Origin of the sequence: Pseudomonas sp. XWY-1, assembly GCF_002953115.1 — a bacterium.
Classification (GTDB): domain Bacteria; phylum Pseudomonadota; class Gammaproteobacteria; order Pseudomonadales; family Pseudomonadaceae; genus Aquipseudomonas; species Aquipseudomonas alloputida.
In genome coordinates this window covers 343,363-368,193 of the sequence record NZ_CP026332.1, presented here as the reverse complement: position 1 = coordinate 368,193, position 24,831 = coordinate 343,363, and the positions used below count along the sequence as shown (strand labels likewise).

The window sequence follows — 24,831 nt, the reverse complement described above, 5'->3', positions numbered from 1 at the left end:
GCCTCAGTCGACCAGTTTCGGCAACAGCCGGTCCAGTCGCTGATGCAAGGCACTGCCATTGGGCCAGTTGCGCAGCAGCCGTGCCCGGTCACGGGCATAGGCCGGGGCGAAGCTGAGCTGGGTGGCGTGCTGGCACATGGCATCGAGGTCGATCAGCGACCACTGGCCGTTGTGCCAGAACAGGTTATGGCCTTTGAAGTCGCCGTGGCTGATGCGCTCTCGAATCAGCTGCTGCATCACGTGCACCAAAGCATCCACCTGCTCCTCGGGCGCATCGCCGCTTTCGACGTAGGGCGCGAAGCATGCCGTCAGGTCCGGGCCGTCGACATACTCGGTGACCAGGTAAGCACGGCTGCGCAGGCCCAGCACCCGCTGTTCCAGCACCGCGAGGGGGCGTGGCGTGGCGATGTCGAGGAATTCAAGGCGGTTGCCTTCAATCCAGGAATGCCAGGCCCGGCTCGGGCGCCAGAAGCGCTTGAACCAATGTGCGGTGTTCTTGATGTTGTAGCGCTTGATCACCAACTGGCGACCATTGACCTCGATGCGCGCCACGCTGGCAGCGCCACCGGTCTTGTACAAATGGCCCTTGTCGATCAGCGCATCGGCCTGCTCCAGTACAGGCTGCATGGCCTCGACCTCACTGCGGCGGATCGCCTGCAAGCCCGAGAGGGTGCGCTGGACGCTGAACAGGCTGCACTCGCGGCCAGCCTTGTCCAGATAGTCCTTCTGGCGCCAGTTGCGCACCTTGTCCACCTGTTTCTGCAGCGCTTCCAGCGGCAAGGCATGCTCGGCATTGGCCAGCAGGTAATGCACCAGCAGCTCTTCGATGAACGGCTCCAGGCGCTTGGGCAACTGGGCGAAGAACACCCCGAGGTTTTCCAGCACGCGTGGACGCGACAACTGCTGACCGGGTGTTTCCGCCCTGATGCCCGCACCGTCGATCAGGTACAGCTTGTCGGCATGGCGCAGCAGGTTGTCCAGGTGCAGGTCTTCCTGCCAAAGGCCTCGGGCGTGCATGTGCGCCACAGCCGTGAGCGCTTCGCCCAGTACCAGGTGCTGCTCGTCCGCCAGCACTGGCAGGTTTTCCACTGCGGCCCAGGCATCGGCCAGGCTTTGGGCACCGTCAAGGAACTCGAACAGCAGCCAGCCGCCCTCGCCTTCCTTGAGGCCGTCGGCCAGTAGCGTCGGTGTGGTCAGGCCTTGTTCGGCCAGCAACTTCACACCCTGCAGTTCGCGCTGGAAATGCCGCGCGGCGTTACCCCCGACCAGCAACTTCGCCAGCACCGGTGTGCCACGCCAGACACCAGCGCCCACATAACGCTGGCCCGGCAGCACGCGCAGCAGGCTGAGCAATTGCAAGTCGGCGCTGCCGGCGGCATCAACCAACGTGATACTCAGGGGCAGCGCCGGGCTGCGCCCGGCATCCTTCAGTTCAGACAAACGCATCAGCGGGCCTCTTTTTCACGACGGCGTTGCGTCAGCCGTTGCAGCCAGGTGTCGACCAGCGCGCCGTCAGCCGGCTGCCCCAGGTAGGTAGCCAGCAAAGTACGTACATCCTGCACGCGCCAGGCCTGCGCGCGGCGCAGCAGCGGTTCCAGGTCCTTGAGGCGGTCACGCATGCCGAACAGCAGCGGCCGGGTCTTTTCCAGGTCGATCAATTGCGCGTCCCAACCCTCGCGGCGTTGACGCAGGAAAATGTGCTTGGGGTAGAAGCAGCCATGCACCTGGCCGGCGCTGTGCAGGGTACGCGCCAGCTGACCGCAGGCCTGCAGGATGCCAGTGCGCTCGGCTTCACCCAACCGCGGCCACTGCGCCAGCAGGCTGTCGAGGTCGGCCCACTCGTCCAGAGCGCGGGTCATCAGGATGGCCCGGTGCTTGCCGCCCTGCTTGCGCTCGCCGTAGAACACCGCCTGCAATGCCGGAATGCGCAGCTTCTGGTAGCGACTGATGTTACGGAATTCGCGGGCGAAGGTGGGCTCGCCGAACGGCCGGTGCAAGGTACGGGTCAGGTAGTCGCTCTGGCGCTTGAGGTAGTAGCCCTTGCCTTCGAGTTCCAGACGGAAGACGCTGCTCCAGCCACCACGGCCGGTGTTGGGTTCGTCCACAGCATCAAGTTGCAGCGCCCACAGCGCCTCGAAGTTGTCCAGGCCATGGCGCTTGAGCAGCGCGAGTTCCGCGCTGGCCAGGTAATCGGTCATTCCCTTCCCTCGAAAAAGCCCAGCACCCGATGAATGCGCTTCTTGTCACGCACATTCAGGCGGTCGCGGCCACGGTATTGCAGGTAGAAGCGCAGGCGCTGGGTAGCTGACAGGTGGTATTTGGCCACTTTGTCCAGGCATGCCAGGTCCTTGATCATCCGGTGGCGCCACATGAAACCACGCCAGAAGTCGCCGGTAGGGCAGTCGATGAAGAATAGCGTGCCTTGGTCATCGACCAGCAGGTTGCGCCACTTCAGGTCGTTATGGGCAAAGCGGTGTTCGTGCATGACCCGGGTATGGCGCGCCAGTTGACGGCTGACATGGTCGACCCAGGCGCGGTCGGCCAAGCGCGCATCGTTGTGTTCGGCCAGGGCCGACAGGTCTTCGGTGCGCGGCAGTTCACGGGTGATCATCGCGCCACGGCCAAAGGCCAGGCCGTTGCGCTCCAGGCCCCAGGCCACGACTTCGGCAGTGGGGATACCCCATTTGGCGAACTGCTTGAGGTTTTGCCATTCGGCCTTGATGCGTGGCCGCCCCAGGTACCGGCGCATGTGCTTGCCGGCCCCGGTGTAGCGCTTGACGTAGTAGTTGATCCCGTCACGCTCGATGCGTACCACTTCACTGAGCGGGTCGCGGGTCAGCCGTTCGCCCTGGAGGGCGAACACCGCGTCGAGGCTGCCGAAGTCCGCCGCCAGGTGTTCGTACCCCGGCGCCAGTGTCCAACTCGCCATCAGAGTGCATCCCCATAGCGTTGCTTGCGATCGTAGAGTTTCTGGGCCTTGCGCTCCAGCCAGGCGAGCAGCGCGGCTTCGTCCTTCAGCACCTGCCGCAGCGGACGCTGGAAGTAACCACGCAGGAAGCGCAGCTTGTCGCGTTGGGTCAGGCCGATGTCCAGGGCCGAAAAGTACAGCGCAGCCAGGTCTTTGTCGCGCCAGCGGCGGCTGATTCTGGCACGGGTTTGCGCACGGTGCAGGTCGATCACCGACAGCTTGAAGTCATCCGCCGTCACCGGTCGGTCGGTGTGCAACAGGAAATGGCAGATGTAGCAATCGCGGTGGTTGACCCCGGCGCGGTGCATGCCGCCGGTCATCTTCGCCACCTCGGCGATAAGTGCACGCTTCAGGCGCGGCTCGGGCGGCTGTTTGACCCAGTCGATGCTGAAGTCTTCCAGGCTGATGGTCGGCGCCAGCTCTTCGGTGATGATGAACGAGTGCTGCGCGGCCGGGTTGCTGCCACGCTCGCCGTAGGCGACTGCGGTCATGGTCGGCACGCCCACTTCATGCAGGCGTTGGATCGCCCGCCATTCCTGGCCGGCCCCGAGCACCGGCAACTTGGCGGTGAACAGGTTCTTGAAGATCTCGCCCCAGCCGATGCCACGGTGGATCTTGACGAAAAAGCCCTCGCCAGCCACTTCGGTGCGCAGCGTGCGGCGCCCTTCCAGCTCGCGATAGACCTCGCCTTGCAGCGCCTCCACGGCGTCGAAGGCATCACGCCCGGCCCACAGGCGTTTGAAGGGTTCGGCCAATATCAGCTTCATGCGGTCTTTTGCCCCAGGATCACGTCGGCAGCATGCTGCGGCATGCTGTACAGATCGGCGCTATCAGCAAATGCCAGGCCATTGCGCGACCAGCTGGCACGCGCCTGCGGGTCTTCGAGCATGCGCTGCAGATAGCCGTTGAGCTGATCTTGTTCGAACGGCTCGTCCAGCACCAGGCCGCTGTCGGCCTCGGCAATGTAGTGGGCATAACCGCACACCTTGGACACCAGCACCGGCAAGCCGGCGACCAACGCTTCGAGCAGCACCGTACCGGTATTCTCGTTGTACGCCGGGTGAATCAGCAGGTCGGCGCCCAGCAGGAAGCGCGGGATATCGCTGCGGCCCTTGAGGAACTGCACCTGGTCGCCCAGGCCCAGGGTAGCGCTTTGCAGCTGGAATACCTTGGGGTCGTCCTGGCCGATCACCATCAGCCTGGTGCGTTTGCGCAGGGCTGACGGCAGCGCGGCCAGTGCCTTGAGGCTGCGGTCCACACCTTTGGTCTTGAAGCCTGAGCCAATCTGCACCAGCAGCAGGTCGTCATCCCCCAGGTTGAATTCCTTGCGGAACTCGGCGCGGATCTCGGCGGCATTGGCCGGCGCACGGCGATCCTGGGAAATGCCTGGCGGCAGGAGGTGGAAACGTTCTACCGGGGTGCCGTAATGCTTGATGAACAGCGGCTGCTGCACTTCGGAAATCATCAGCACTTCGGTATGGGCGTCCTTGGCAAACACCGCACGCTCGTACTCGGCAAAGTGCCGGTAGCGGCCCCAGCGGCGGTACAGCCCACCGCGCAGGGTCTGCGCCTTGTCTTCGAAGCAGCCGTCGGCGGCGTAGTACACGTCCAGCCCTGGCATCTTGTTGAAGCCGATCAGGCGATCGACCGGGCGCTTGGCCAGGTCGGCGGCCATCCAGGCGCTGAGCTTCTCGTTGCGGCGGTGGTTGAAAATCGCCTTCACCGGCGCCACCAGCACTTCGAAGCCCGGCGGAATGTCACCCTCCCAGATCAGCGTATACACACGGATCTGGTGGCCCCGCTTCTGGCATTCCAGGGCAATGCGCATGAAATCGCGCTGCAGCCCGCCGAAGGGGAAATATTTGTAAAGCACGAAAGCCAGTTGCATCAACGGACATCCTCAGCCAGCAGCAACGCGCTCAAGCGGCTCGCCACATGCTCGGGATTCAGGCGAGTGAAGCACAGCGGCCACTCGCGTTTCAGATCGAACCGGCGCAGGTCGTCGGCGCTCGGTTTGTAGGTGCACTTCTTCTGCAGGCAGGGAGCGCAAGGCCAGTCACTGGCCTGGTGAATCTGGGTCCGTCCGTAGGCGCCAGTCAGGCCCGGATTGGTAGGGCCAAACAGCGAAAGGGTGGGCACATCGAGTGCCGCCGCCAGGTGGCCAAGGCCGGTATCGACCGCCACGCAGGCCTTTGCCGCCGCCAGAACACGAGCGACGCCGGCAAGGTTCAATTTGGGGAGCACCTGGCAGTTGTTCAAGCCTTGGGCAATTCGCTCGGCCCGCGCCTTCTCAGCCGGATTACCCCAGGGCAGGCGCACTTCCAGCTTGCGCCGGCCCATGCGCTCGGCCAGTTCGCGCCAGTAGGCTTCGGGCCAGTGCTTGGTCGCCCAGGTGGTGCCATGCAGGAACACCACATAGGGTGCAGCTGGCGGCAGTTGCAGGCGGTCGAGGTCCAGGCCGTAGTTGCCGATGCCTTCTGGCAGGTCATAAGCCAGGGCCATGGCAAACAGTTGGCGCACCCGCTCCACCGCGTGCTGGCCGGTAGCGACCGACAGAGGCCGGTCGTAGAAGCGGCTGGCCCAGCCTTCGCGCGCCGAGTAGCGGTCCAGGCCGGCTACGGGTGCCTTCACGTAACGGGTCAACCAGGCCGACTTGACCAGGCCCTGGGCGTCGATCACAAGGTCATACTTGCGCTCGCGCACGCGCTGCTTGAACGCCTTCCACTCGCCACTCTTGATGGTTTGCCAGAGGTTCTTGCGCCAGCGACGGATCGCCACCGGGATGACCTGGTCGACCGCAGGGTGCCAACCGGGGATTTCGGCGAAGCCTTCTTCCACCACCCAATCGAAACGGATGCCGGGAATGGCATGGGCGGCATCGGTAAGCGCCGGCAGGGTGTGGATTACGTCCCCCAGCGACGAGGTCTTGATGATCAGTACCCGCACTTAGTCGACCTCGGCCACGGTATCGATCAGGTCCGGTCCGCTGAGGCTGTGCAGGGCGGCGATCACTTTGCCCGGTTCCAGCAGACGCAGGCAATTGTAATGGCCGAAGCGACAGGTGCGGTCAAAGCACGGGCTGCACTCGATACCGGTGCGCACCACTTCCACCTGTTCGGCCAGGGGCGGGGTGAAGCCGGGTGAAGTCGAGCCGTACACCGCCACCAATGGACGGTTCAGCGCAGCGGCCACGTGCATCAGGCCGGAGTCGTTGGACACCACGGCATGGGCGCAAGACATCAGGTCGATGGCCTCGGCCAGCGAGGTCTCACCGGCCAGGTTGTACGACTCTTCACGGAGCCCCGGAATCAGCCGGTCGCGGATCTGCTCACCGACCGGGTGATCGTTCTTCGAGCCAAACAGCCACACTTGCCAGCCTTGGCGAATCATCGCATCGGCCACAGCGGCATAGTGCTCTGCCGGCCAGCGCTTGGCTTCGCCAAACTCGGCGCCAGGGCACAGCGCCAGTACCGGACGGTCCAGTTCCAGGCCGAACTTGGCCAGGGCGGCGTCACGGCTTTGCGCTTCGATCTGCAGGTTGGGGCGGGGGTATGGCTGCGGCAGCTCGGTGTCGGGCGCATAAGCCAGGGCCATGAAGCGCTCGATCATCAGCGGGTAGCGGGCCTTGTCCAGCTTGCGCACATCGTTCAGCAGGCCGAAGCGCATTTCACCACGCCAGCCGGTGCGTTTGGGAATGCCGGCAAAAAAGGGCACCAGCGCCGACTTGAGCGAATTGGGCAGCAGGATGGCCTGGTCGTACTGGCCGGCCAGGGACTTGCCGATGCGCCGCCGCGTGGCCAGTTCCAGCGCACCGTGGCCGAGCGGGAAGCTCAAGGCCTGGCGCACTTCAGGCATGCGCTCGAGGATCGGCCGGCTCCATTCAGGGGCCAGCACGTCGATCACGCAGTCGGGGTGCTGCTGTTTCAGGCACTGGAACAGGGTCTGCGCCATCACCATGTCGCCGACCCAGCTGGGGCCAATGATCAGTATTCTCATGCTTAGTCCAGAAACGCTCGGGGAGGCTACAGGCTGCGGTACAGCCTGGCCTCCCCTCTTTATATTCAGGCTATGTGGCGGACAGTGTACCACTCACATGGCCTATTCGCGGGCAAGCCCGCTCCCACAGGGATTGCACACTGCTCAGGGCCTGTGCAGTACATGTGGGAGCGGGCTTGCCCGCGAATAAGCCAACACGGTATCAGCTTAAACCCAACTCACCCCAGATCCGCCGCACTTCACGGCGTTCATCGGCAAACTGCGCCGCATCGATCACCCCGGCCTCCTTCTGCAGGGCCTGGCGGTGGGAGGCCGAGCGGAACGCCTTGTACACTTCACGCAACAGCACCGCGTCACTGGCCGGCATCAAGTTCGCCTGCTCCAGCTCTTCCAGAATGCGGATGTTATCGGTCCATCGAAGTATGGCCGGATGGTCATGGGACCAGGCCAAAGCGGCGTATTGCACCATAAATTCGATATCGACGATACCGCCGGCATCCTGCTTGATATCGAAGGGTACACCGGCGTCGAAGGCGTTCGCCGCAGTACCGGCAGCCGTAGCCTTGGTACCGAGGTTGTCACGCATCTTGGCGCGCATTTCACTCACCTCGCCGCGCAGTTTTTCCAGGTCGCGGGCCTGGCCCAGTACCTTGGCACGCACACCTTCGAATGCCGCCCCCACCTGCTTGCAACCCACCAGCACACGGGCCCGTACCAGCGCCTGGTGTTCCCAGGTCCAGGCTTCGTTCTGCTGGTAGCGCTCGAAGGCGCCCAGCGAGCTGACCAGCAGGCCCGAGGCGCCGGACGGGCGCAGGCGCATATCCACGTCGTACAGTTGGCCCGAGTTGGTCTGGGTGGTCAGCAGGTGGATGATGCGCTGCCCCAGACGCGTGAAGAACTGCGCGCTGTCGATAGGCTTCGCACCGTCGGTTTCCGCCTGCGGATCGCCGTCATGGATGAAGACCAGGTCCAGGTCCGAACCGTGGCCTAGCTCCAGGCCGCCCATCTTGCCGTAACCGATGATGATGAAACCCGGGTCGCACAGGCTGCCGTCGCTGCGCTTGGGTTGGCCGTGGCGGGCCACGGTCTGGCGCCAGGCCAGGGCCAGCACCTGGTCGAGGATGGCTTCAGCCAGCCAGGTCAGGTAGTCGCTGACTTTCATCAACGGCAGGTTGCCGCTGATTTCCGAGGCGGCCACGCGCAGGCTGTGGGCCAGCTTGAAATGGCGCAGCGCCTCCATCTGCTGCTCCAGGTCGTCCTCGGGGATGCGAGTCAGGCGCTCGCGCAGCTCGCTGGCCAGTTCTGGCGCCAAGGGCGGGCTGAACAAGCGGCCCTCATTGAGCAGTTCGTCGAGCAGCAGCGGGTAAAGGGCAATCTGCTCGGCAATCCACGGGCTGGCGGCGCACAGCGTCAGCAAACGGCGCAAGGCACCGGGGTTTTCGGTCAGCAGTACCAGGTAGGCCGAACGCCGTGCCACAGCCTCGACCAATGGCAACACCCGCTCAAGCACCAGGTCAGGGTTGTCATGCTCCACCGCCTGGGCCAACAGCCGTGGGATGAATGCGTCAAGTCGCTCACGGCCGATGCGCTGCATCGAGCGCAACTGCGGGCTGGAACGCAGCCCGGCCAGGCGCCGCAAGGCTTCGGCGGGTTGCTTGAAGCCAGCCTCTTGCAATTGCCGGCCAGCGGCTTCTTCATCCTGCGCCTGCTCCCACAACGGCGACCACTCGCCACCCACCACCAGTTCGCCTTCGCCGTCTTCATCATCCGGGTCGGCAATGACCTGGCGGAAATGCCAGTCGATACGGCCACGCCAGTACATCAACTGGTCGTGGAAGCTCTGCCAGTCGGCAAAACCGAGCACGTAGGCCACGCGTGCCTGATCGGTCTCACCTTCCGGCAACATTTGCGTCTGGCGGTCGGCAATGGCCTGGATGGCGTGCTCGGTATAGCGCAGGAACTCATAACCCTCGCGCAACTCGGCCACCACTGCTGGCGGCAGGTAGCCTTGGCCTTCCAGGGTGGCCAGCACCTTGAGCAACGGCCGCTGCTGCAGGCTGAGGTCACGCCCGCCGTGGATCAGCTGGAAGGCTTGGGCGATGAACTCTACTTCGCGAATACCACCGGCACCCAGCTTGATGTTCTCGGCCATGCCCTTGCGCCGCACTTCCTGCTGGATCAGCTGCTTCATGGTGCGCAGCGCTTCGATTGCGGAAAAGTCCAGGTAGCGGCGGTACACGAACGGGCGCAGCATCTCCTGCAACTGCGCGCCGGCCGCCTGGTCGCCGGCCACCACCCGCGCCTTGATCATCGCGTAACGTTCCCAGTCACGGCCCTGGTCCTGGTAGTACTGCTCCAGTGCATTGAAGCTGAGCACCAGGGCACCCGCCGAACCATAGGGACGCAGGCGCATGTCAACGCGGAACACAAAGCCGTCGACGGTAACCGGGTCCAGTGCCTTGATCAGCCTTTGGCCCAGGCGCGTGAAGAACTCCTGGTTGTCCAGCGAGCGCTTCACCCCTTCGGTTTCACCTCCCTCGGGGAAACCGAAGATCAGGTCGATGTCCGACGACAGGTTAAGCTCTACCGCTCCCAGCTTGCCCATGCCCAGCACCACCATGTGCTGCGGCTGGCCGCTGCGGTTGCCGATGGGCGTGCCGAATTGCTGGCAATGGCGCGGGTACAGCCATTGGTAGGCTTCGTCGATGGCCGCATCGGCAAGGTCCGACAGGTCACGGCAGGTTTCGCCAAGTTCCGCCTGACGGGTAATGTCGCGCCAGATAATGCGCAGCTGCTGGCGGTTGCGCGCGCGGCGCAGATTGCGCGCCAGCTCGTCCTCGCTCTGTGCCGCCTGGGCTGTTGCGGCGATTTGCCCGCGCAGCTCACCCGGGGCGTAACGCCGCTCCAGCTCGCCGCTGGCCAGCAGGGCGAACAGCATCGCGGGCTCGCGCTGGGCCAAACTGAGTACGAATTCACTGGCAGCAGCCACCTGATCGAACTGCTGCCGGTGCAGCGGGCTCCAGGCCTGCAGGTCGAGTTCGGGGTGGCCGGCCACGGCATCGCTGATGAACTGCTGGTTGCGAGTGACCAGCGGCTGCAAGGTGGCAGGCAGATCGGAGGGCAAAGGTAGGCGCATGGTCTATCCTTGATCGGCGTGAAATAGAGGGGAAAAAGCGGCCAAGGGGAAGCCGGACCACGGTTGGACTGTCGTACAAAAGTTGGAAATAGCTGAAAAAAACGAAAACTTGGCAACAAACATCAAGAACCACCCGTTCGCGACACAATGCCAACCAACATGAACGTTTTTCCTCACAAGCCAAGGTGCGACCAAACGTCGCACAAATGTAGTTTTACTACTACTCGTGTCGTGTAAAAGCATGAAATGCGAAAGCAAATGTAGTAAAACTACAACGCGCCGGAAGACACCCCGGTAATCCAAGAATTCACGACGTCTGCCCATAAGGCCAGTCGCAATCTCAGGCAATCGATTCTGGTTGCCTTTCCGCCCTGGAGCAAGCCATGCAAGACCTCGATCCAATCGAAACCCAGGAATGGCTGGATGCCCTGGAGTCGGTCCTCGACAAAGAAGGCGAAGACCGCGCTCATTACCTGATGACCCGTATGGGCGAGCTGGCCACCCGTAGTGGCTCCCAGCTGCCATATGCGATCACCACGCCATACCGCAACACCATCCCTGTCACCCACGAAGCACGCATGCCTGGCGACCTGTTCATGGAACGCCGCATTCGCTCGATGGTGCGTTGGAACGCGCTGGCCATGGTCATGCGTACCAACCTGAAAGACTCGGACCTGGGCGGACACATCTCTAGCTTCGCCTCCAGTGCCACCCTGTACGACATCGGCTTCAACTACTTCTTCCAGGCCCCTACCGAAGAACACGGCGGCGACCTGGTCTTCTTCCAGGGCCACGCATCGCCAGGCGTCTACGCCCGTGCCTTCATGGAAGGCCGCATCAGCGAAGACCAGATGAACAACTTCCGTCAGGAAGTGGACGGCAACGGTCTGTCTTCGTACCCACACCCATGGTTGATGCCTGACTTCTGGCAGTTCCCGACCGTTTCGATGGGTCTGGGCCCGATCCAGGCGATCTACCAGGCACGCTTCATGAAGTACCTGGAAGCTCGTGGCTTCATCCCGGCCGGCAAGCAGAAGGTCTGGTGCTTCATGGGCGACGGTGAGTGCGACGAGCCGGAATCCCTGGGTGCAATCGCCCTGGCCGGCCGCGAGAAGCTGGACAACCTGATCTTCGTCATCAACTGCAACCTGCAGCGCCTCGACGGCCCGGTTCGCGGCAACGGCAAGATCATCCAGGAACTCGAAGGCGTGTTCCGTGGCGGTGGCTGGAACGTCAACAAAGTCGTCTGGGGCCGTTTCTGGGACCCACTGCTGGCCAAGGACACCAACGGTGCCCTGCAGCGCCGCATGGACGAAGTCATCGACGGCGAATACCAGAACTACAAAGCCAAAGACGGCGCGTACGTTCGCGAGCACTTCTTCAACACCCCGGAACTCAAGGCCATGGTCGAAGACCTGTCCGACGAAGAGATCTGGAAGCTCAACCGTGGCGGTCACGACCCGTACAAGGTCTACGCGGCGTATCACCAGGCTGTTAACCACAAAGAGCAGCCGACCGTCATCCTGGCCAAGACCATCAAGGGTTACGGCACCGGTGCTGGCGAAGCCAAGAACACCGCGCACAACACCAAGAAGGTCGACGTCGACAGCCTGCGTCACTTCCGTGACCGCTTCGACATCCCGGTCAAGGATGCCGACCTGGAGAACCTGCCGTTCTTCAAGCCGGAAGAAGGTTCTGCCGAAGCCAAGTACCTGGCCGAGCGCCGTGCTGCCCTGGGCGGTTTCGTGCCACAGCGCCGTGCCAAGAGCTTCAGCGTGCCGACCCCGCCACTGGAAACGCTGAAAGCGATCCTGGACGGCTCGGGCGACCGCGAAATCTCCACCACCATGGCCTTCGTGCGTATTCTGGCGCAGCTGGTCAAGGACAAGGACATTGGCCAGCGCATCGTCCCGATCATCCCGGACGAAGCCCGTACCTTCGGTATGGAAGGCATGTTCCGCCAGTTGGGCATCTACTCGTCGGTCGGCCAGCTCTACGAGCCAGTCGATAAAGACCAGGTGATGTTCTACCGCGAAGACAAGAAGGGCCAGATCCTCGAGGAAGGCATCAACGAAGCCGGCGCCATGTCGTCGTTCATCGCTGCCGGTACCTCGTACAGCTGCCACAACCAGCCGATGCTGCCGTTCTACATCTTCTACTCGATGTTCGGTTTCCAGCGTATTGGCGACCTGGCCTGGGCCGCTGGCGACAGCCGCACCCGTGGCTTCCTGATCGGCGGTACCGCCGGCCGTACCACCCTCAACGGTGAAGGCCTGCAGCACGAAGACGGTCACAGCCACATGATGGCGGGCACCATCCCGAACTGCCGCACCTACGATCCGACCTACGGCTACGAGCTGGCGGTGATCATCCAGGACGGCATGAAGAAGATGACCGAAGAGCAACAGGACATCTTCTACTACATCACCGTGATGAACGAATCCTACCAGCAGCCAGCCATGCCGGCCGGTGTCGAGGAAGGCATCATCAAGGGCATGTACCTGCTGGAAGAGGACACCCGCGAAGCTGCACACCACGTACAGCTGATGGGCTCCGGCACCATCCTGCGCGAAGTCCGCGAAGCCGCGAAGATCCTGCGTGAAGAGTTCAACGTCGGTGCCGACGTGTGGAGCGTCACCAGCTTCAACGAACTGCGCCGCGACGGCCTGGCCGTGGAACGCGCCAACCGCCTGAAGCCTGGCCAGAAGCCACAGCAGACCTACGTCGAGCAGTGCCTGAACGGTCGCAAAGGCCCGGTCATCGCCTCTACCGACTACATGAAGCTGTTCGCCGAGCAGATTCGTCAGTGGGTACCGAGCAAAGAGTTCAAAGTCCTGGGTACCGACGGTTACGGTCGCAGCGACAGCCGCAAGAAGCTGCGTCACTTCTTCGAAGTCGACCGCCACTTCGTGGTGCTGGCTGCCCTGGAAGCCCTGGCTGACCGTGGCGAGATCGAACCCAAGGTTGTCGCAGACGCTATCGTCAAGTTCGGTATCGACCCGGACAAGCGCAACCCACTGGACTGCTGAGGAGTATTTTTAAGTGAGCGAACTCATTCGCGTACCTGACATCGGCAGCGGTGAAGGTGAAATCATCGAGCTGTTCGTCAAGGTCGGTGATCGTATCGAGGCTGACCAGAGCCTGCTGACCCTGGAGTCCGACAAGGCCTCCATGGAAATTCCGGCGCCCAAGGCTGGCGTGATCAAGGAACTGAAGGTCAAGCTGGGCGACCGCCTGAAAGAAGGCGACGAACTGCTGGTCCTGGAAGCCGAGGGCGCCGCTGCTGCGGCCCCTGAGGCACCGGCTGCTGCCGCTGCTCCAGCTCAGGCTGCTGCGCCGGCTCCGGCCGCCGAAGCTGCCCCTGCTCCGGCAGCAGCCCCGGCTGCCGCCAGCGTGCAGGACATCCACGTGCCGGACATCGGTTCGTCGGGCAAGGCCAAGATCATCGAAGTGCTGGTCAAAGTCGGCGACACCGTCGAAGCCGACCAGTCGCTGATTACCCTGGAGTCCGACAAGGCTTCCATGGAAATCCCGTCGCCGGCCGCCGGCGTGGTCGAAGAAGTGCTGTGCAAGCTGGAAGACGAAGTCGGCACTGGCGACCTGATCTTCAAGCTGAAAGTGACGGGTGCCGCCCCGGCTGCCGCGCCGGCACCGGCTGCTGCTCCTGCACCAGCCAAGGCTGAGGCTGCTCCGGCTGCCGCACCTGCTGCTGCAGCCCCGGCTGCTGCCCCTGCACCGGCTGCTACCGCACCGGCCGCTGGCAGCAATGCCAAGGTTCACGCAGGCCCTGCTGTTCGTCAGCTGGCCCGTGAATTCGGTGTCGAGCTGGGTGCAGTTGCTGCCACCGGCCCGCACGGTCGCATCCTGAAAGAAGACGTGCAGGTCTACGTCAAGGCCATGATGCAGAAGGCCAAGGAAGCGCCGGCAGCCGCCGGTGCGACCGGTGGTGCTGGCATCCCGCCGATCCCTGCCGTGGACTTCAGCAAGTTCGGTGAAGTGGAAGAAGTGGCCCTGACCCGCCTGATGCAGGTCGGTGCTGCCAACCTGCACCGCAGCTGGCTCAACGTGCCGCACGTGACTCAGTTCGACTCTGCCGACATCACCGAGCTGGAAGCCTTCCGCGTTGCGCAGAAGGCCGTGGCCGAGAAGGCTGGGGTGAAGCTGACCGTGCTGCCACTGCTGCTCAAGGCCTGCGCCTTCCTGCTCAAGGAACTGCCGGACTTCAACAGCTCGCTGGCGCCAAGCGGCAAGGCCATCATCCGCAAGAAGTACGTGCACATCGGCTTCGCCGTGGACACCCCGGACGGCTTGCTGGTCCCTGTGATCAAGAACGTCGACCAGAAGAGCCTGCTGCAACTGGCTGCCGAAGCCGCTGCACTGGCCGAGAAGGCGCGCACCAAGAAGCTGTCGGCTGACGAGATGCAAGGCGCTTGCTTCACCATCTCCAGCCTCGGCCACATTGGCGGCACCGGCTTCACGCCGATCGTCAATGCGCCGGAAGTGGCTATCCTGGGCGTCTCCAAGGCGACCATGCAGCCAGTCTGGGATGGCAAGGCCTTCCAGCCAAAGCTGATGCTGCCGCTGTCGCTGTCCTACGATCACCGTGTGATCAACGGCGCTGCCGCCGCGCGCTTCACCAAGCGCCTGGGCGACGTGCTGGGCGATATCCGCACCATGCTGCTGTAAGCCAGCACACTGCCCCTCCTTGCGAGGGGCAGTACCCTTTTCGAGCTGCCACGCTCGTACCTCAACCCCGTCGATTGGCGGGGCTTTTTTTGCCTGGGAAAAGCTGGGAGGGCTTCGCCCTCCTTTCGCGACACAAGGCCGCAAAGCGGCCCCAAAATCTCCAGCCAAACTACAGAATCGGCCACGTCAGCCGATAACCTGTCCACAGCATCAAGCATGGCCGCTTGCCAGCCCTCGGGACATGATGCAACCTTGCCAAATCCGCCGCAGCCACAAGGCAGCGTTCCCTCTTCAAGCGAGTCTTCGATGAAAAGCCAACCCGATGCCGCCAGCCGTGTGGCGGCCGAGGTCGTGACACAGTTACCCGTGCCCTCGCGGCTCGGCATGCTGCGTTTCGAAAGGCTCAACGAAGCCACCTGGGCCATGCTCTACCTTGACCCAGCCTGTGAGCGCCAGTTCGGCCTGAAAACCGGCGAGCTGTGTGCCCTGATTGACGCGCCCTACGCCAGCCTGATGGAACCCGAAGCACGCTACCGGCTGCACGACGAGATCCAGTTGCAACTGGCACAGCGCGGCTACTACCGCGTGCGCTACACCCTGCACACACCGAGCACCTCGCTGCGCCTGCTGGAAGCGGGTGAAGCCTACAAGCAACACAACCGCCAGCTGTTGCGCGGCTACCTGAGCGTGCTCGACGACCAGCAGGAAGAGACCGGCGAAACCGGCGCCAGCGACCTGGAATCACGCAACAACCGCCTGCAGCTGGCCCTGCAGCTGAACCAGCGCACGCAGCAAGAACAGCTGGAGCACCTGGAGCGGGTGCGCGGCCAGCAGGACCTTATCCTGCGCCTCGCCCGCCATCGCTACAGCGCGGGTAACTCGCTGCTCGAAGCGGCCCAGCTGATCACCCAGAGCGCCTGCGAAATCTACAAGGTCGACTGCGCCAGCATCTGGCACCTGGAAGACCAACGCCTGGAACCGATCATCGCCTGGTACCGCGACGCACAGGAGCACCGCCAGCCCGAAGCCATCGATGCCAGCCGCTTCCCCGACTACCTGGATGCACTGCACGCAAGCCGCGCCATCGACGCTCACAACGCCGGCCACGACCCGCGCACCCGCGCCCTGGCGCAAAGCATGCGCCCGGAAAACAAGGCCATGCTCGACGCCAGCATCCGTGTCGATGGCCAGGTGATCGGCGTGTTGTGCCTGGAGCAAAGCGGCCAGCCAAGGGCCTGGCAGTCGGACGAGATTGCCTTTGCCGGTGAGCTGGCCGACCAGTTCGCCCAAGTGATCACAAACCACAAACGACGGGCCGCGGCCAGCGCCCTGCACCTGTTCCAGCGTGCGGTCGAGCAGAGCGCCAGTGCCTTCCTGCTGGTGAACCGCGACGGCCGGGTGGAGTACGTCAACCCCAGCTTCACCGCCATCACCCAGTACAGTACCGACGAAGTGCAGGGCCGCCAGCTGGGTGAGCTACCGGCACTGGAGAACCTCAGCGAACTGCTGTTCGACTCGCCGTCGAGCCTGGCCATGGGCAACAGTTGGCAGGGCGAGTTCAAGAGCCGGCGCAAAAACCTGGAGCCGTACTGGGGCCAGCTGTCGATTTCCAAGGTGTACGGTGACAACCGTGAGCTGACCCACTACATCGGCATCTACGAAGACGTCACCCAGACCAAGCTGGCCCAGCAACGCATCGAACGCCTGGCTTACACCGACAACCTCACCAACCTGGGCAACCGCCCGGCGTTCATCCGCAGCCTGGACGAGCGCTTCGCCCGCGATGGCGAAAGCTCGATGTGCCTGCTGCTGGTGGACATCGACAACTTCAAGCGCATCAACGACAGCCTTGGCCACCAGACCGGCGACAAGCTGCTGATCAGCCTGGCCAGGCGTCTGCGCAACAGCCTGCACAGCGGTGGCATCCTGGCGCGCTTTGCCAGTAACGAGTTCGCCGTGCTGCTCGACGACACCAGCCTTGAAGATGGCCAAGGCGTTGCCCAGCAGTTGTTGTGCACCCTCGACAAGCCGATGTTCGTCGACAACCAGCTGATCAACGTCACCGCCTCGGTAGGCCTGGCCTGTGCACCGTTGCACGGTGTCGACCCGGCCAGCCTGATGAAGAATGCCGGCCTTGCATTGCACAAGGCCAAGGCCAACGGTAAACACCAGGTACAGGTGTTTACCGAAGTGCTCAACGCCGAAGCCAGCTACAAGCTGTTCGTCGAGAACAACCTGCGCCGTGCCCTGACCCAGAATGAGCTGGACGTGTTCTACCAGCCCAAGCTGTGCCTGCGCAGCGGTCGCCTGCTGGGCCTGGAAGCGCTGCTGCGCTGGAACCACCCCGAACGCGGCATGATCCGCCCGGACCAGTTCATCAGCGTGGCCGAGGAAACCGGCCTGATCATCCCTATCGGCAAATGGGTGGTGCGCCAGGCGTGCTGCATGAGCCAGCAACTGCGCAAGGCCGGCCTGGGCAACCTGCATGTAGCCATCAACCTGTCGCCCAAACAGTTCTCCGACCCGGACCTGGTGGCGTCGATCAGCACCATCCTCAAGGAAGAAGCCCTGCCCCCGCACCTGCTGGAGCTGGAGCTGACCGAAGGCCTGCTGCTGGAAGCCAGCGAAGACACCCACCGCCAGCTGGACGAACTGAAGGCCCTGGGCCTGACCTTGGCCATGGACGACTTCGGCACCGGTTATTCGTCGCTGAGCTACCTGAAGAAGTTTCCGATCGACATCCTCAAGATCGATCGCAGCTTCATCAACGAAATCCCCGACAACCAGGACGACATGGAAATCACCTCGGCGGTGGTGGCCATGGCCCACAACCTGAAGCTGAAGGTGGTGGCCGAAGGAATCGAGACGCCGGAGCAGCTGGCGTTCCTGCGCCGTCACCGCTGCGACGTGGGCCAGGGTTACCTGTTCGACCGGCCGATTCCCGGGCGCGAGCTGGCCGAACGGCTGAAGCGCTATCCGCGTGGCCCGGTGGCCTGACAGCTGCGTAATCCTCGGGCACTATAGAAGCCATTCGGGCCCTTTCGCGGGCACGTCCGCTCCCACAGGAAACCACAACCTTTGGAACCTGTGCTGTACCTGTGGCAGCGGGCATGCCCGCGAAGGCCCAAACCCCTACCCCACTGAATAAACACAGAGGAACGGCCATGGTCCTGCGTTCGGAAATCCTGGTGAACAAAAACGTCATGCCCACTGCGGAACAGGCCCTGCCTGGCCGCGACACGCCAATGAGCCTGCCCGAGTTCCACTACGTCTTCAAAGACACCCCACTGCTCGGCCCGTTCTTCGAAGGCGCCATCGACTTCGCCATCTTCGGCCTGGGCTGCTTCTGGGGCGCGGAGCGCCGCTTCTGGCAGCGTGAAGGTGTGGTCAGCACCGTGGTCGGCTACGCCGGCGGCTTCACCCCGCACCCTACCTACGAAGAAGTCTGCTCGGGCCTGACCGGCCACACCGAAGTGGTGCTGGTGGTGTTCGACAAGGACAAGGTCAGCTACCGCGAACTGCTGGCAATGTTCTGGGAGCTGCACAACCCCACCCAAGGTATGCGCCAGGGCAACGACATCGGCACCCAGTACCGCTCGGCCATCTACTGCACCAGCCCGGAACAGCTGGAACAGGCCAAGGCCAGCCGCGACGCCTTCCAGGCCGAACTGAGCAAGGCCGGCTTCGGTGAGATCACCACCGAAATCGACCAGGCACCGACCGTCTATTTCGCCGAGGCCTACCACCAGCAGTATCTGGCCAAGAACCCGGACGGCTACTGCGGCATCGGCGGCACCGGCGTGTGCCTGCCACCCAGCCTGCAAGGTAACTGAAGCATGAGCACGATGACCCTGTTCCACTCGCCGTTGTCGCCTTTCGTGCGCAAGGTCATGGTGGTGTTGCACGAGACCGGCCAGCTTGAGCGTGTGCAGCTGCAGCCGGTGAACATCAGCCCGGTGAGCGGCGACCCGCAGCTTAACCTGGACAACCCGATCGGCAAGATCCCGGCCCTGCGCCTGGAAGACGGCACCGTGCTGCATGACAGCCGGGTGATTTGCGAGTACCTCGACATGCAGCACGTAGGCCTGCCGCTGCTGCCACGAGAAGGCTCGGCGCGCTGGCGGCGCATGACCTTGGTATCACAGGCCGATGCGATCATGGATGCGGCGGTGTCGAGCCGTTATGAGAGCTTCCTGCGGCCAGAAGACAAGCGCTGGGATGGCTGGCTGCAGGCGCAGGGTGACAAAATCCGCCGGAGCCTGGCCAACCTGGAGCAGGAGCACTTGCCTGAGCTGATGTCCGGCTTCGACCTGGCGGCGATTGGCGTGGCCTGTGCGCTGGGCTATCTGGATTTGCGTCAGCCCGGGTTTGGCTGGCGTGAGCACCAGCCTGGGTTGGCGGCGTGGTATGCCGAGGTGGTCAAGCGGCCATCGATGGTCGCTACAGCGCCAGTGGCATGACAGGGCCCCTTCGCGGGTGAACCCGCTCCTACAAGGTTCTCCACAGTGTTCGCTATCTGTGGTGGGCTTGTGGGAGCGGGCGTGCCCGCGAAGGCCTCACCTCGGTATCACAGGAAACAACAGCCCGATCCTGAGGGCCAACCAGCGCCCGATCTCTTTGTCCTCCCTCATGTCGCCCTCCCCACCCGTGCCCAGTCCAGCCGCCGGGTCAGCACCATGAACACCCCAAGCAAACCGAAACACAGCAACGACCCCATCAGCAGCGCATAGTCTTCGGCACTCAGCAGCCCGTAGAGCAGCGCGTACAACGCCGCCAAACCCGCTGCAAAACCCACCCCTCGCCCCAGACTGCGCAATACATGGCTCAGGTAGAAACCGATCAGCAGCACACAGGCTGAAGCCGACAGCCCATACGCCAAACCAAAGCCAATGTGCTCGGACAACGACAGCAGCAACAGATAGAAGAACGCCAGCGCCACGCCCACCAGGCTGTACTGCACCGGGTGCACACTCAGGTTCTTCATTACCTCGAACAGGAAGAAGCCGGCAAAGGTCAGGGCAATGAACAACAACGCGTATTTGATCGCCCGCTCGCTTTTCAGGTATTGGTCCACCGGGTCTATAAAACTCACGCCAAAGCTGCGCTCACTGAAATCTGTACACTGCCCGGCGTTAGCGCACTGGCGTATGGCATCCTCAAGGTTGGTGGCAAAGAACGAGGTTTGCCAATGGGCACTGAAGCCTTGAGCATCGATTTCGCGGCGGTTGGGCAAGTAGTTGCCGACGAAGCTCGGGTGTGGCCAGTTGGCGCGCATGTCCACGCTGCTGGTACGGCCCACGGGTACCACGTGCAACTGGCCGGTACCTTGCAACGCCAGGTCAAAGCCATAGCTGAACGCTCGCGCCTGTAACCCGTCCAGCCCCGGCAGGCTGGCGTGCACGCCGCCGCGCATCCAGTCGAGCTGGGTGCCGGGCTCGAACGGCACTTTTTGCTCGTCCATACTCAGCTCCAGACCACTTTCGATACCGCGGATATCACTGATGCCCACCACCAGGAACGGCTTGTCGAAGCGGTAGTCGTCAAAGTCCTTGTCGATGCCCCAATGCGCCGGGAGCTTGAAGCGGCCGCTGATACGGCCTTTGGTGTGAAACAACCGGGCCTGGTAGATGCCGCGGGCGCGCAGTTCGGTGTCCACACCCAGGTCGGCGTCGAAGGTTTCCGGCAGGAAGTACAGGTGGCCGGCGATCGTGCTGGTTTCCTGGGTACGCTCACCGTCCTTTTCGATCCAGCGGCGCTGGTACTTGCGGTACGGCACCACCAGCAACGGGCCGGTGAGTTGCTGATCGAAGCTGGTGCTCTGGGCAATATCGCGCAGCACGCCGTCGCGCATGGCCTGGCGGTCGTCGATCAGGCCGTTGATCAGCAGTAGCGGGATGAGCAACAGCAACATCAGCATGGCGATCATGCCGAGTTTGAAACCGAGGGTCTTGTTCATGTGGCCTCCTGTGGCAGTGGGCGCAGTGTCTGCGCCTTGCGTGGAGGCTTTGTGGAGCACGTGTGTGATTTACGTGTAATTGAGACTGCTGAGCAGCCCGGCTATCTCAGCTAATGCGCCGCAGCGGCAGCCACAACCGCACCCGTACCCCGCCATCGACGTTGTCCACCGCCAAGGCCCCGCCGTGCAGCTGCATCACCTCGGCCACGAAGTTCAGCCCCAGCCCGGTGCTCTTGCGCCCGCTCCCGGGCCGCGGCAGCGAGTAGAACCGCTCGCTGACCCGCCCGATGGCGTAGGCCGGTATCGCTTGCCCCTGGTTGAACAAGCTCAACGCCACGCGTTCGCCAGCGCGCTCCAGGTCGAACAGCAGCGTGCCCCCTTCCGGGGTGAAGTCCAGTGCGTTGTCGAGCAGGTTGGCCAACGCCTGGCGCATCAGAAACGGATCGCAAAGCAAACGCAAAGTGGCAGGCACCCGCTGACGTACCTGCAAACGGGCGCCTTCGATCCGCGCCGCATGGGCCAGCAGCAACTCATCGACCAACGCCGCCAGCGCCACCTGCTGCTCGTCCTCCAGCGCCTGCATCTGCTCGACCCTGGCCAGGTTGAGCAGCCGCTCGATCATCTGCTGCAAACGCTCGCTCTCGCGCTCGATATTGCCGGCAAAGCGCGCCCGCTGATCAGCGGGCATGTCCTCGCCCTGCAACAGCTCGGAGGCACCGCGGATGGCTGCCAGCGGGCTTTTCAGCTCGTGAGTCAGGGTGTGCACGTAGCGCTCGACATAGGCCTTGCCTTCCAGCTGGGTGCGCATGCGTTCCACTGCCTGTGCCAGGTTCGCCAGCTCGCCGCCCTTGTAATGCGGAAGCTCCGCACGCTCACCTTCGCTGACCGCCTGCGCATAACCTGCCAACTTGCGCAGCGAGCGCGCAAGCCACCACGACAGAGCCGCGCCGATCAGCAAGCCCAGGCCGATCAGCCCCAGCCCCAGGGTGAGCAGGCGTCGCTCGGAGCGGTCGATGTAGGGTTGCAATGAGCTATTGGGCTTGGCGACGGTGACGACGCCGATGATCTTGCCGTTGTCGATGATCGGCGCGCCAACGTGCATCACCGAGGTGCTTTCGTCGTTGGGGTCGCTGCGGGTGGAGCGGGCGCCATACTGGCCACGCAGGGTCAGCAGCACGTCATTCCACTGCGAGTAATCCTTGCCCAGGGCCTCGCCGCTGGAGTCCAGCAACACGATGCCCTTGGCGTCAGTGACGTAGATGCGGTGGCTGACCTGGTTCTTGGCCAGCCCCCAGATCTGTGCGCCCGGGCTGCGCGAGCCGTAGGCCTCGAGCACCTCGGGCAGGCGGCCCTGGTTCAGGGTGCCGGCCTTGACGTCATCCCGCAGGATTTCTGCCAGCAGATTGGCAGTGTCTACCAATGTTTCTTCGGAGGATTGGCGCACTACCGGGCGAATCTGTTCGCGTACGGTATTGAGCAAGAAGTAACCGGCCAAACCGACGAACAGGAAGTACACCAGGAAGATGCGAATACCCAAGCGCATCAGGCGTGCTCCGGGCTATAGCTGTAACCGAGGCCGCGATGGGTCTGGATCGGCTCGGCATCACCCGCTACCTGGCGCAGTTTGGCGCGCAGGCTCTTGATATGGCTGTCGATGGTGCGCTCATAGCCCACGTCGGAGGCAACGCCCAAAGCGTCGAGCAGCTGTTCGCGGCTGAACACCCGCTGCGGTTGTTCGAGCAGGCATTGCAGCAGGCGGAACTCATGCCGGGTCAGCGTGAGCGGCTGGCTGCGGTAGGTGATCTGCATGCGCAGGGTGTCGAGCTGGAACAAGGAGGTTCCGCCGACAGCCTCGGCCCTCGGGGCCATGCGTTTGAGGATCGCCCGAACGCGCGCTGCCACTTCACGAGGACTGAAAGGTTTTACCACGTAGTCGTCGGCGCCGATTTCCAGGCCTACTACGCGGTCGATTTCACCGTCCCGGGCGCTGAGAAACATCACTGGCACCTCGGTGAACCGGCGCAGCTGGCGACAGGTTTCGAAGCCGCTGATGTCGGGCAGGCCGATGTCGAGAATGACCAGGTCGGCCGGGCGCTGGCGCTGCTGGTCGAGGGCGGCACTGCCCAGGGTTACCCACTCGGTGCTGTGACCATCGGCCTGCAAGGCGTAGACCAGGGTGTCGGCGATGGCGGCTTCGTCTTCGACGATGAGGATATGGGGCATGGCGTCCGGCCTTGCGGTTTTGAAGGTTGGCACATCTCAGTGTAGGAGCGGGCTTGCCCGCGAACACCGGCGAAACCGGTGCCTGACACCACATCATGTGTGTTCGCTACATTGTATTGCGCCCGCTTCAAATCAACAGCCTGGCTTGCCAGCAGTGAACTTCTTCGCCGGGTTGACCGCCGCCTTGAACTCGCGCAGCGCCTTGGAACCCACCAGCAGCGGGTAGTTGAAGTTGCTGCGGTCCACCAGATTCACCTCGACGGTGCGCTTCACATCCCCCAGGCACAACTCCAGGTCGACCACCGGGCGCTTGGAGACCTCTGGCGCATCCCCTTCGTCCTCTTCATCGGCACGGCCCTTGATCTTGCTGATGCGCGAGACCTTGTGCTCGTACACCTTGCCGTCCGAGTCCTTGGTCGCCAGGCGGAAGCGCACCCACTCGTCGCCATCGCGGGTGAACCGCTCGATATCCTTGGCCGACAGCGACGCGGTGAAGGCGCCGGTGTCCATCTTGGCTTTCAGGGTTTCGCCCAGCTCGGGCAGGGCGATGTTCTCGTAACGGCCGTAGAGGGTGGGCTCGGCGGCCATTACCGGCAGCGCCAACAACGACAACAGGGCTAGCAGTGGTTTCACAGGCAGGCTTCCTTGAAAAGGGTCAGTGCTTAGACTGCACTGGCAAGATAGGTTCGCTTTCACAAGACTAAACAACATAACGTGAAACATTTGTTCCCGCCGCCGGGCATTGGACATTTGGCGTAGACGACCGCCCTGCTTATCATTGCCAACCGTTTATCTCCCACAACAAGAGTCTTTTTATGCGTCGCCTGCTGACCGGCATTCTCACTACCACCCTGCTGCTGCTCAATACTGTGGTATTGATCTGCCCGCTGCTGGTCTTCGCCCTGCTCAAGCTGGTGTTGCCGGGCCGTGGCCGTGACTACGCGTCCTGGGCGGTGATGTGGGTGGCCGAAACCTGGTCGGAAATCGACAAAGCCATCTTCGCCCTGTGCATCCCTACCCAGTGGGACATCCGCGGTGTGGAAAACCTGCGCAAGGACACCTCGTACCTGGCCGTGAGCAACCACCAGACCTGGGTCGACATCCCGGCGTTGATCGAAAGCCTCAACCGCCGTACACCGTTCTTCAAGTTCTTCCTGAAAAAGGAACTGATCTGGGTACCGTTGCTGGGCCTGGCCTGGTGGGGGCTGGATTACCCGTTCATGAAGCGCTACAGCAAGGCGTTTCTGGAAAAGCACCCGGAGCTCAAGGGCAAGGACCTGGAAATCACCAAGGCGGCCTGCGAGCTGTTCAAGCGCCAGCCGGTGACCGTGGTCAATTACCTGGAGGGCACCCGGTTTACCGAAGCCAAGCGCCAGGAGCAGCAGTCGCCGTATCGCTACCTGCTCAAGCCCAAGGCGGGTGGTGTAGCGTTTGTGCTCGCGGCATTGGGCGAACAGCTGGATGCCCTGCTGGATGTGACCATCGTGTACCCCGGTAATAAGGCGCCGGGGTTCTGGGACCTGCTCAATGGCAGCATTAGCCGGGTGATTATCGACATTCAGGTGCGGGAGCTGGACCCGGCGTTGTGGGCGGGGGATTACGAGAATGATCCCGAGTTTCGTCAGGCGGTGCAAGCTTGGGTGAACCAGCTGTGGGTGGCGAAGGACCAGCGGATCGAGCAGCTGCGGGCGGAGATGGGCTAACACCTCTGCCGCCTGAACTGGCCCATTCGCGGGTGAACCCGCTCCTACAACCGCTACATTCAGGCATGCGCTGCCCCTTGTAGGAGCGGGTTCACCCGCGAAGAGGCCGGACCTGCCATAGCCAGAATCCGATCAAAACCCAGGCTAATAATCAGCATAAGGA

At 63.1% G+C, this 24,831-nt stretch carries 18 protein-coding genes; 6 read left to right on the top strand and 12 right to left on the bottom strand.

Going from position 1 to position 24,831, the window contains the following annotated elements; genetic code table 11:
* Nucleotides 1–3 precede the first annotated feature (3 nt).
* The 8 genes from PRJ_RS01660 to glnE form a co-directional block, all read right to left on the bottom strand.
* Nucleotides 4–1,446 carry a lipopolysaccharide kinase InaA family protein gene (locus PRJ_RS01660; protein ID WP_104960640.1) on the bottom strand — a complete coding sequence of 481 codons (1,443 nt, stop codon included), beginning with the start codon at nt 1,444–1,446 and terminating at the stop codon, nt 4–6.
* Nucleotides 1,446–2,198 carry a lipopolysaccharide kinase InaA family protein gene (locus PRJ_RS01655; protein WP_104960639.1) on the bottom strand — a complete coding sequence of 251 codons (753 nt, stop codon included), beginning with the start codon at nt 2,196–2,198 and terminating at the stop codon, nt 1,446–1,448. Before PRJ_RS01655 ends, PRJ_RS01660 begins: the two co-directional genes overlap by 1 nt.
* Nucleotides 2,195–2,929: a lipopolysaccharide kinase InaA family protein gene (locus tag PRJ_RS01650; RefSeq protein WP_014589406.1), complete on the bottom strand. Its 735-nt coding sequence runs from the start codon at nt 2,927–2,929 to the stop codon at nt 2,195–2,197. Before PRJ_RS01650 ends, PRJ_RS01655 begins: the two co-directional genes overlap by 4 nt.
* On the bottom strand, nt 2,929–3,735 hold the full coding sequence (rfaP, locus tag PRJ_RS01645) for a lipopolysaccharide core heptose(I) kinase RfaP (protein WP_010951697.1): 807 nt from the start codon (nt 3,733–3,735) through the stop codon (nt 2,929–2,931). The genes PRJ_RS01650 and rfaP overlap by 1 nt, the downstream gene beginning before the upstream one ends.
* Nucleotides 3,732–4,856 (bottom strand): glycosyltransferase family 4 protein, encoded by a 1,125-nt coding sequence (locus PRJ_RS01640; protein ID WP_003255647.1) that lies wholly within the window; start codon nt 4,854–4,856, stop codon nt 3,732–3,734. Before PRJ_RS01640 ends, rfaP begins: the two co-directional genes overlap by 4 nt.
* Nucleotides 4,856–5,914 carry a lipopolysaccharide heptosyltransferase I gene (waaC, locus tag PRJ_RS01635; protein WP_020193129.1) on the bottom strand — a complete coding sequence of 353 codons (1,059 nt, stop codon included), beginning with the start codon at nt 5,912–5,914 and terminating at the stop codon, nt 4,856–4,858. The genes PRJ_RS01640 and waaC overlap by 1 nt, the downstream gene beginning before the upstream one ends.
* On the bottom strand, nt 5,915–6,964 hold the full coding sequence (waaF, locus tag PRJ_RS01630) for a lipopolysaccharide heptosyltransferase II (protein ID WP_104960638.1): 1,050 nt from the start codon (nt 6,962–6,964) through the stop codon (nt 5,915–5,917).
* Nucleotides 6,965–7,166: 202 nt separating this feature from the next.
* Nucleotides 7,167–10,100 (bottom strand): bifunctional [glutamate--ammonia ligase]-adenylyl-L-tyrosine phosphorylase/[glutamate--ammonia-ligase] adenylyltransferase, encoded by a 2,934-nt coding sequence (glnE, locus tag PRJ_RS01625; RefSeq protein ID WP_010951694.1) that lies wholly within the window; start codon nt 10,098–10,100, stop codon nt 7,167–7,169.
* Between the two features lie 383 nt (nt 10,101–10,483).
* On the opposite strand from glnE, the gene aceE reads away from it, so the two are divergent.
* The 5 genes from aceE (at nt 10,484) to PRJ_RS01600 (ending at nt 19,246) form a co-directional block, all read left to right on the top strand.
* A complete protein-coding gene (gene aceE / locus PRJ_RS01620) occupies nt 10,484–13,129 on the top strand; it encodes a pyruvate dehydrogenase (acetyl-transferring), homodimeric type (protein ID WP_003255651.1) in 2,646 nt (881 codons plus the stop codon).
* Nucleotides 13,130–13,142: 13 nt separating this feature from the next.
* Nucleotides 13,143–14,786 carry a dihydrolipoyllysine-residue acetyltransferase gene (aceF, locus tag PRJ_RS01615; RefSeq protein WP_104960637.1) on the top strand — a complete coding sequence of 548 codons (1,644 nt, stop codon included), beginning with the start codon at nt 13,143–13,145 and terminating at the stop codon, nt 14,784–14,786.
* Between the two features lie 306 nt (nt 14,787–15,092).
* Nucleotides 15,093–17,783, top strand: coding sequence for a bifunctional diguanylate cyclase/phosphodiesterase (locus PRJ_RS01610; RefSeq protein ID WP_104960636.1), 2,691 nt, complete (start codon nt 15,093–15,095; stop codon nt 17,781–17,783).
* Nucleotides 17,784–17,950: 167 nt separating this feature from the next.
* A complete protein-coding gene (gene msrA, locus PRJ_RS01605; protein WP_010951691.1) occupies nt 17,951–18,619 on the top strand; it encodes a peptide-methionine (S)-S-oxide reductase MsrA in 669 nt (222 codons plus the stop codon).
* A 3-nt stretch (nt 18,620–18,622) separates the two neighbouring features.
* Nucleotides 18,623–19,246 (top strand): glutathione S-transferase, encoded by a 624-nt coding sequence (locus PRJ_RS01600; RefSeq protein WP_104960635.1) that lies wholly within the window; start codon nt 18,623–18,625, stop codon nt 19,244–19,246.
* Between the two features lie 167 nt (nt 19,247–19,413).
* On the opposite strand, the gene creD is transcribed toward PRJ_RS01600, so the two are convergent.
* From creD to PRJ_RS01580, 4 genes are all read right to left on the bottom strand, one after another.
* Nucleotides 19,414–20,742 carry a cell envelope integrity protein CreD gene (creD, locus tag PRJ_RS01595; protein WP_104960634.1) on the bottom strand — a complete coding sequence of 443 codons (1,329 nt, stop codon included), beginning with the start codon at nt 20,740–20,742 and terminating at the stop codon, nt 19,414–19,416.
* A gap of 106 nt (nt 20,743–20,848) precedes the next feature.
* Nucleotides 20,849–22,285, bottom strand: a complete 1,437-nt coding sequence (gene creC, locus PRJ_RS01590; protein WP_020192503.1) for a two-component system sensor histidine kinase CreC — start codon at nt 22,283–22,285, stop codon at nt 20,849–20,851.
* Nucleotides 22,285–22,965: a two-component system response regulator CreB gene (gene creB / locus PRJ_RS01585; RefSeq protein WP_104960633.1), complete on the bottom strand. Its 681-nt coding sequence runs from the start codon at nt 22,963–22,965 to the stop codon at nt 22,285–22,287. Before creB ends, creC begins: the two co-directional genes overlap by 1 nt.
* A 132-nt stretch (nt 22,966–23,097) precedes the next feature.
* Complete coding sequence (locus tag PRJ_RS01580; protein WP_104960632.1) at nt 23,098–23,598, bottom strand: ATP-dependent zinc protease; 501 nt, start codon at nt 23,596–23,598, stop codon at nt 23,098–23,100.
* A gap of 182 nt (nt 23,599–23,780) precedes the next feature.
* Here PRJ_RS01580 and PRJ_RS01575 point away from each other — a divergent pair, with 182 nt between their 5' ends.
* Nucleotides 23,781–24,668, top strand: a complete 888-nt coding sequence (locus PRJ_RS01575) for an acyltransferase (RefSeq protein ID WP_076402456.1) — start codon at nt 23,781–23,783, stop codon at nt 24,666–24,668.
* The last annotated feature ends 163 nt before the right edge of the window (nt 24,669–24,831 follow it).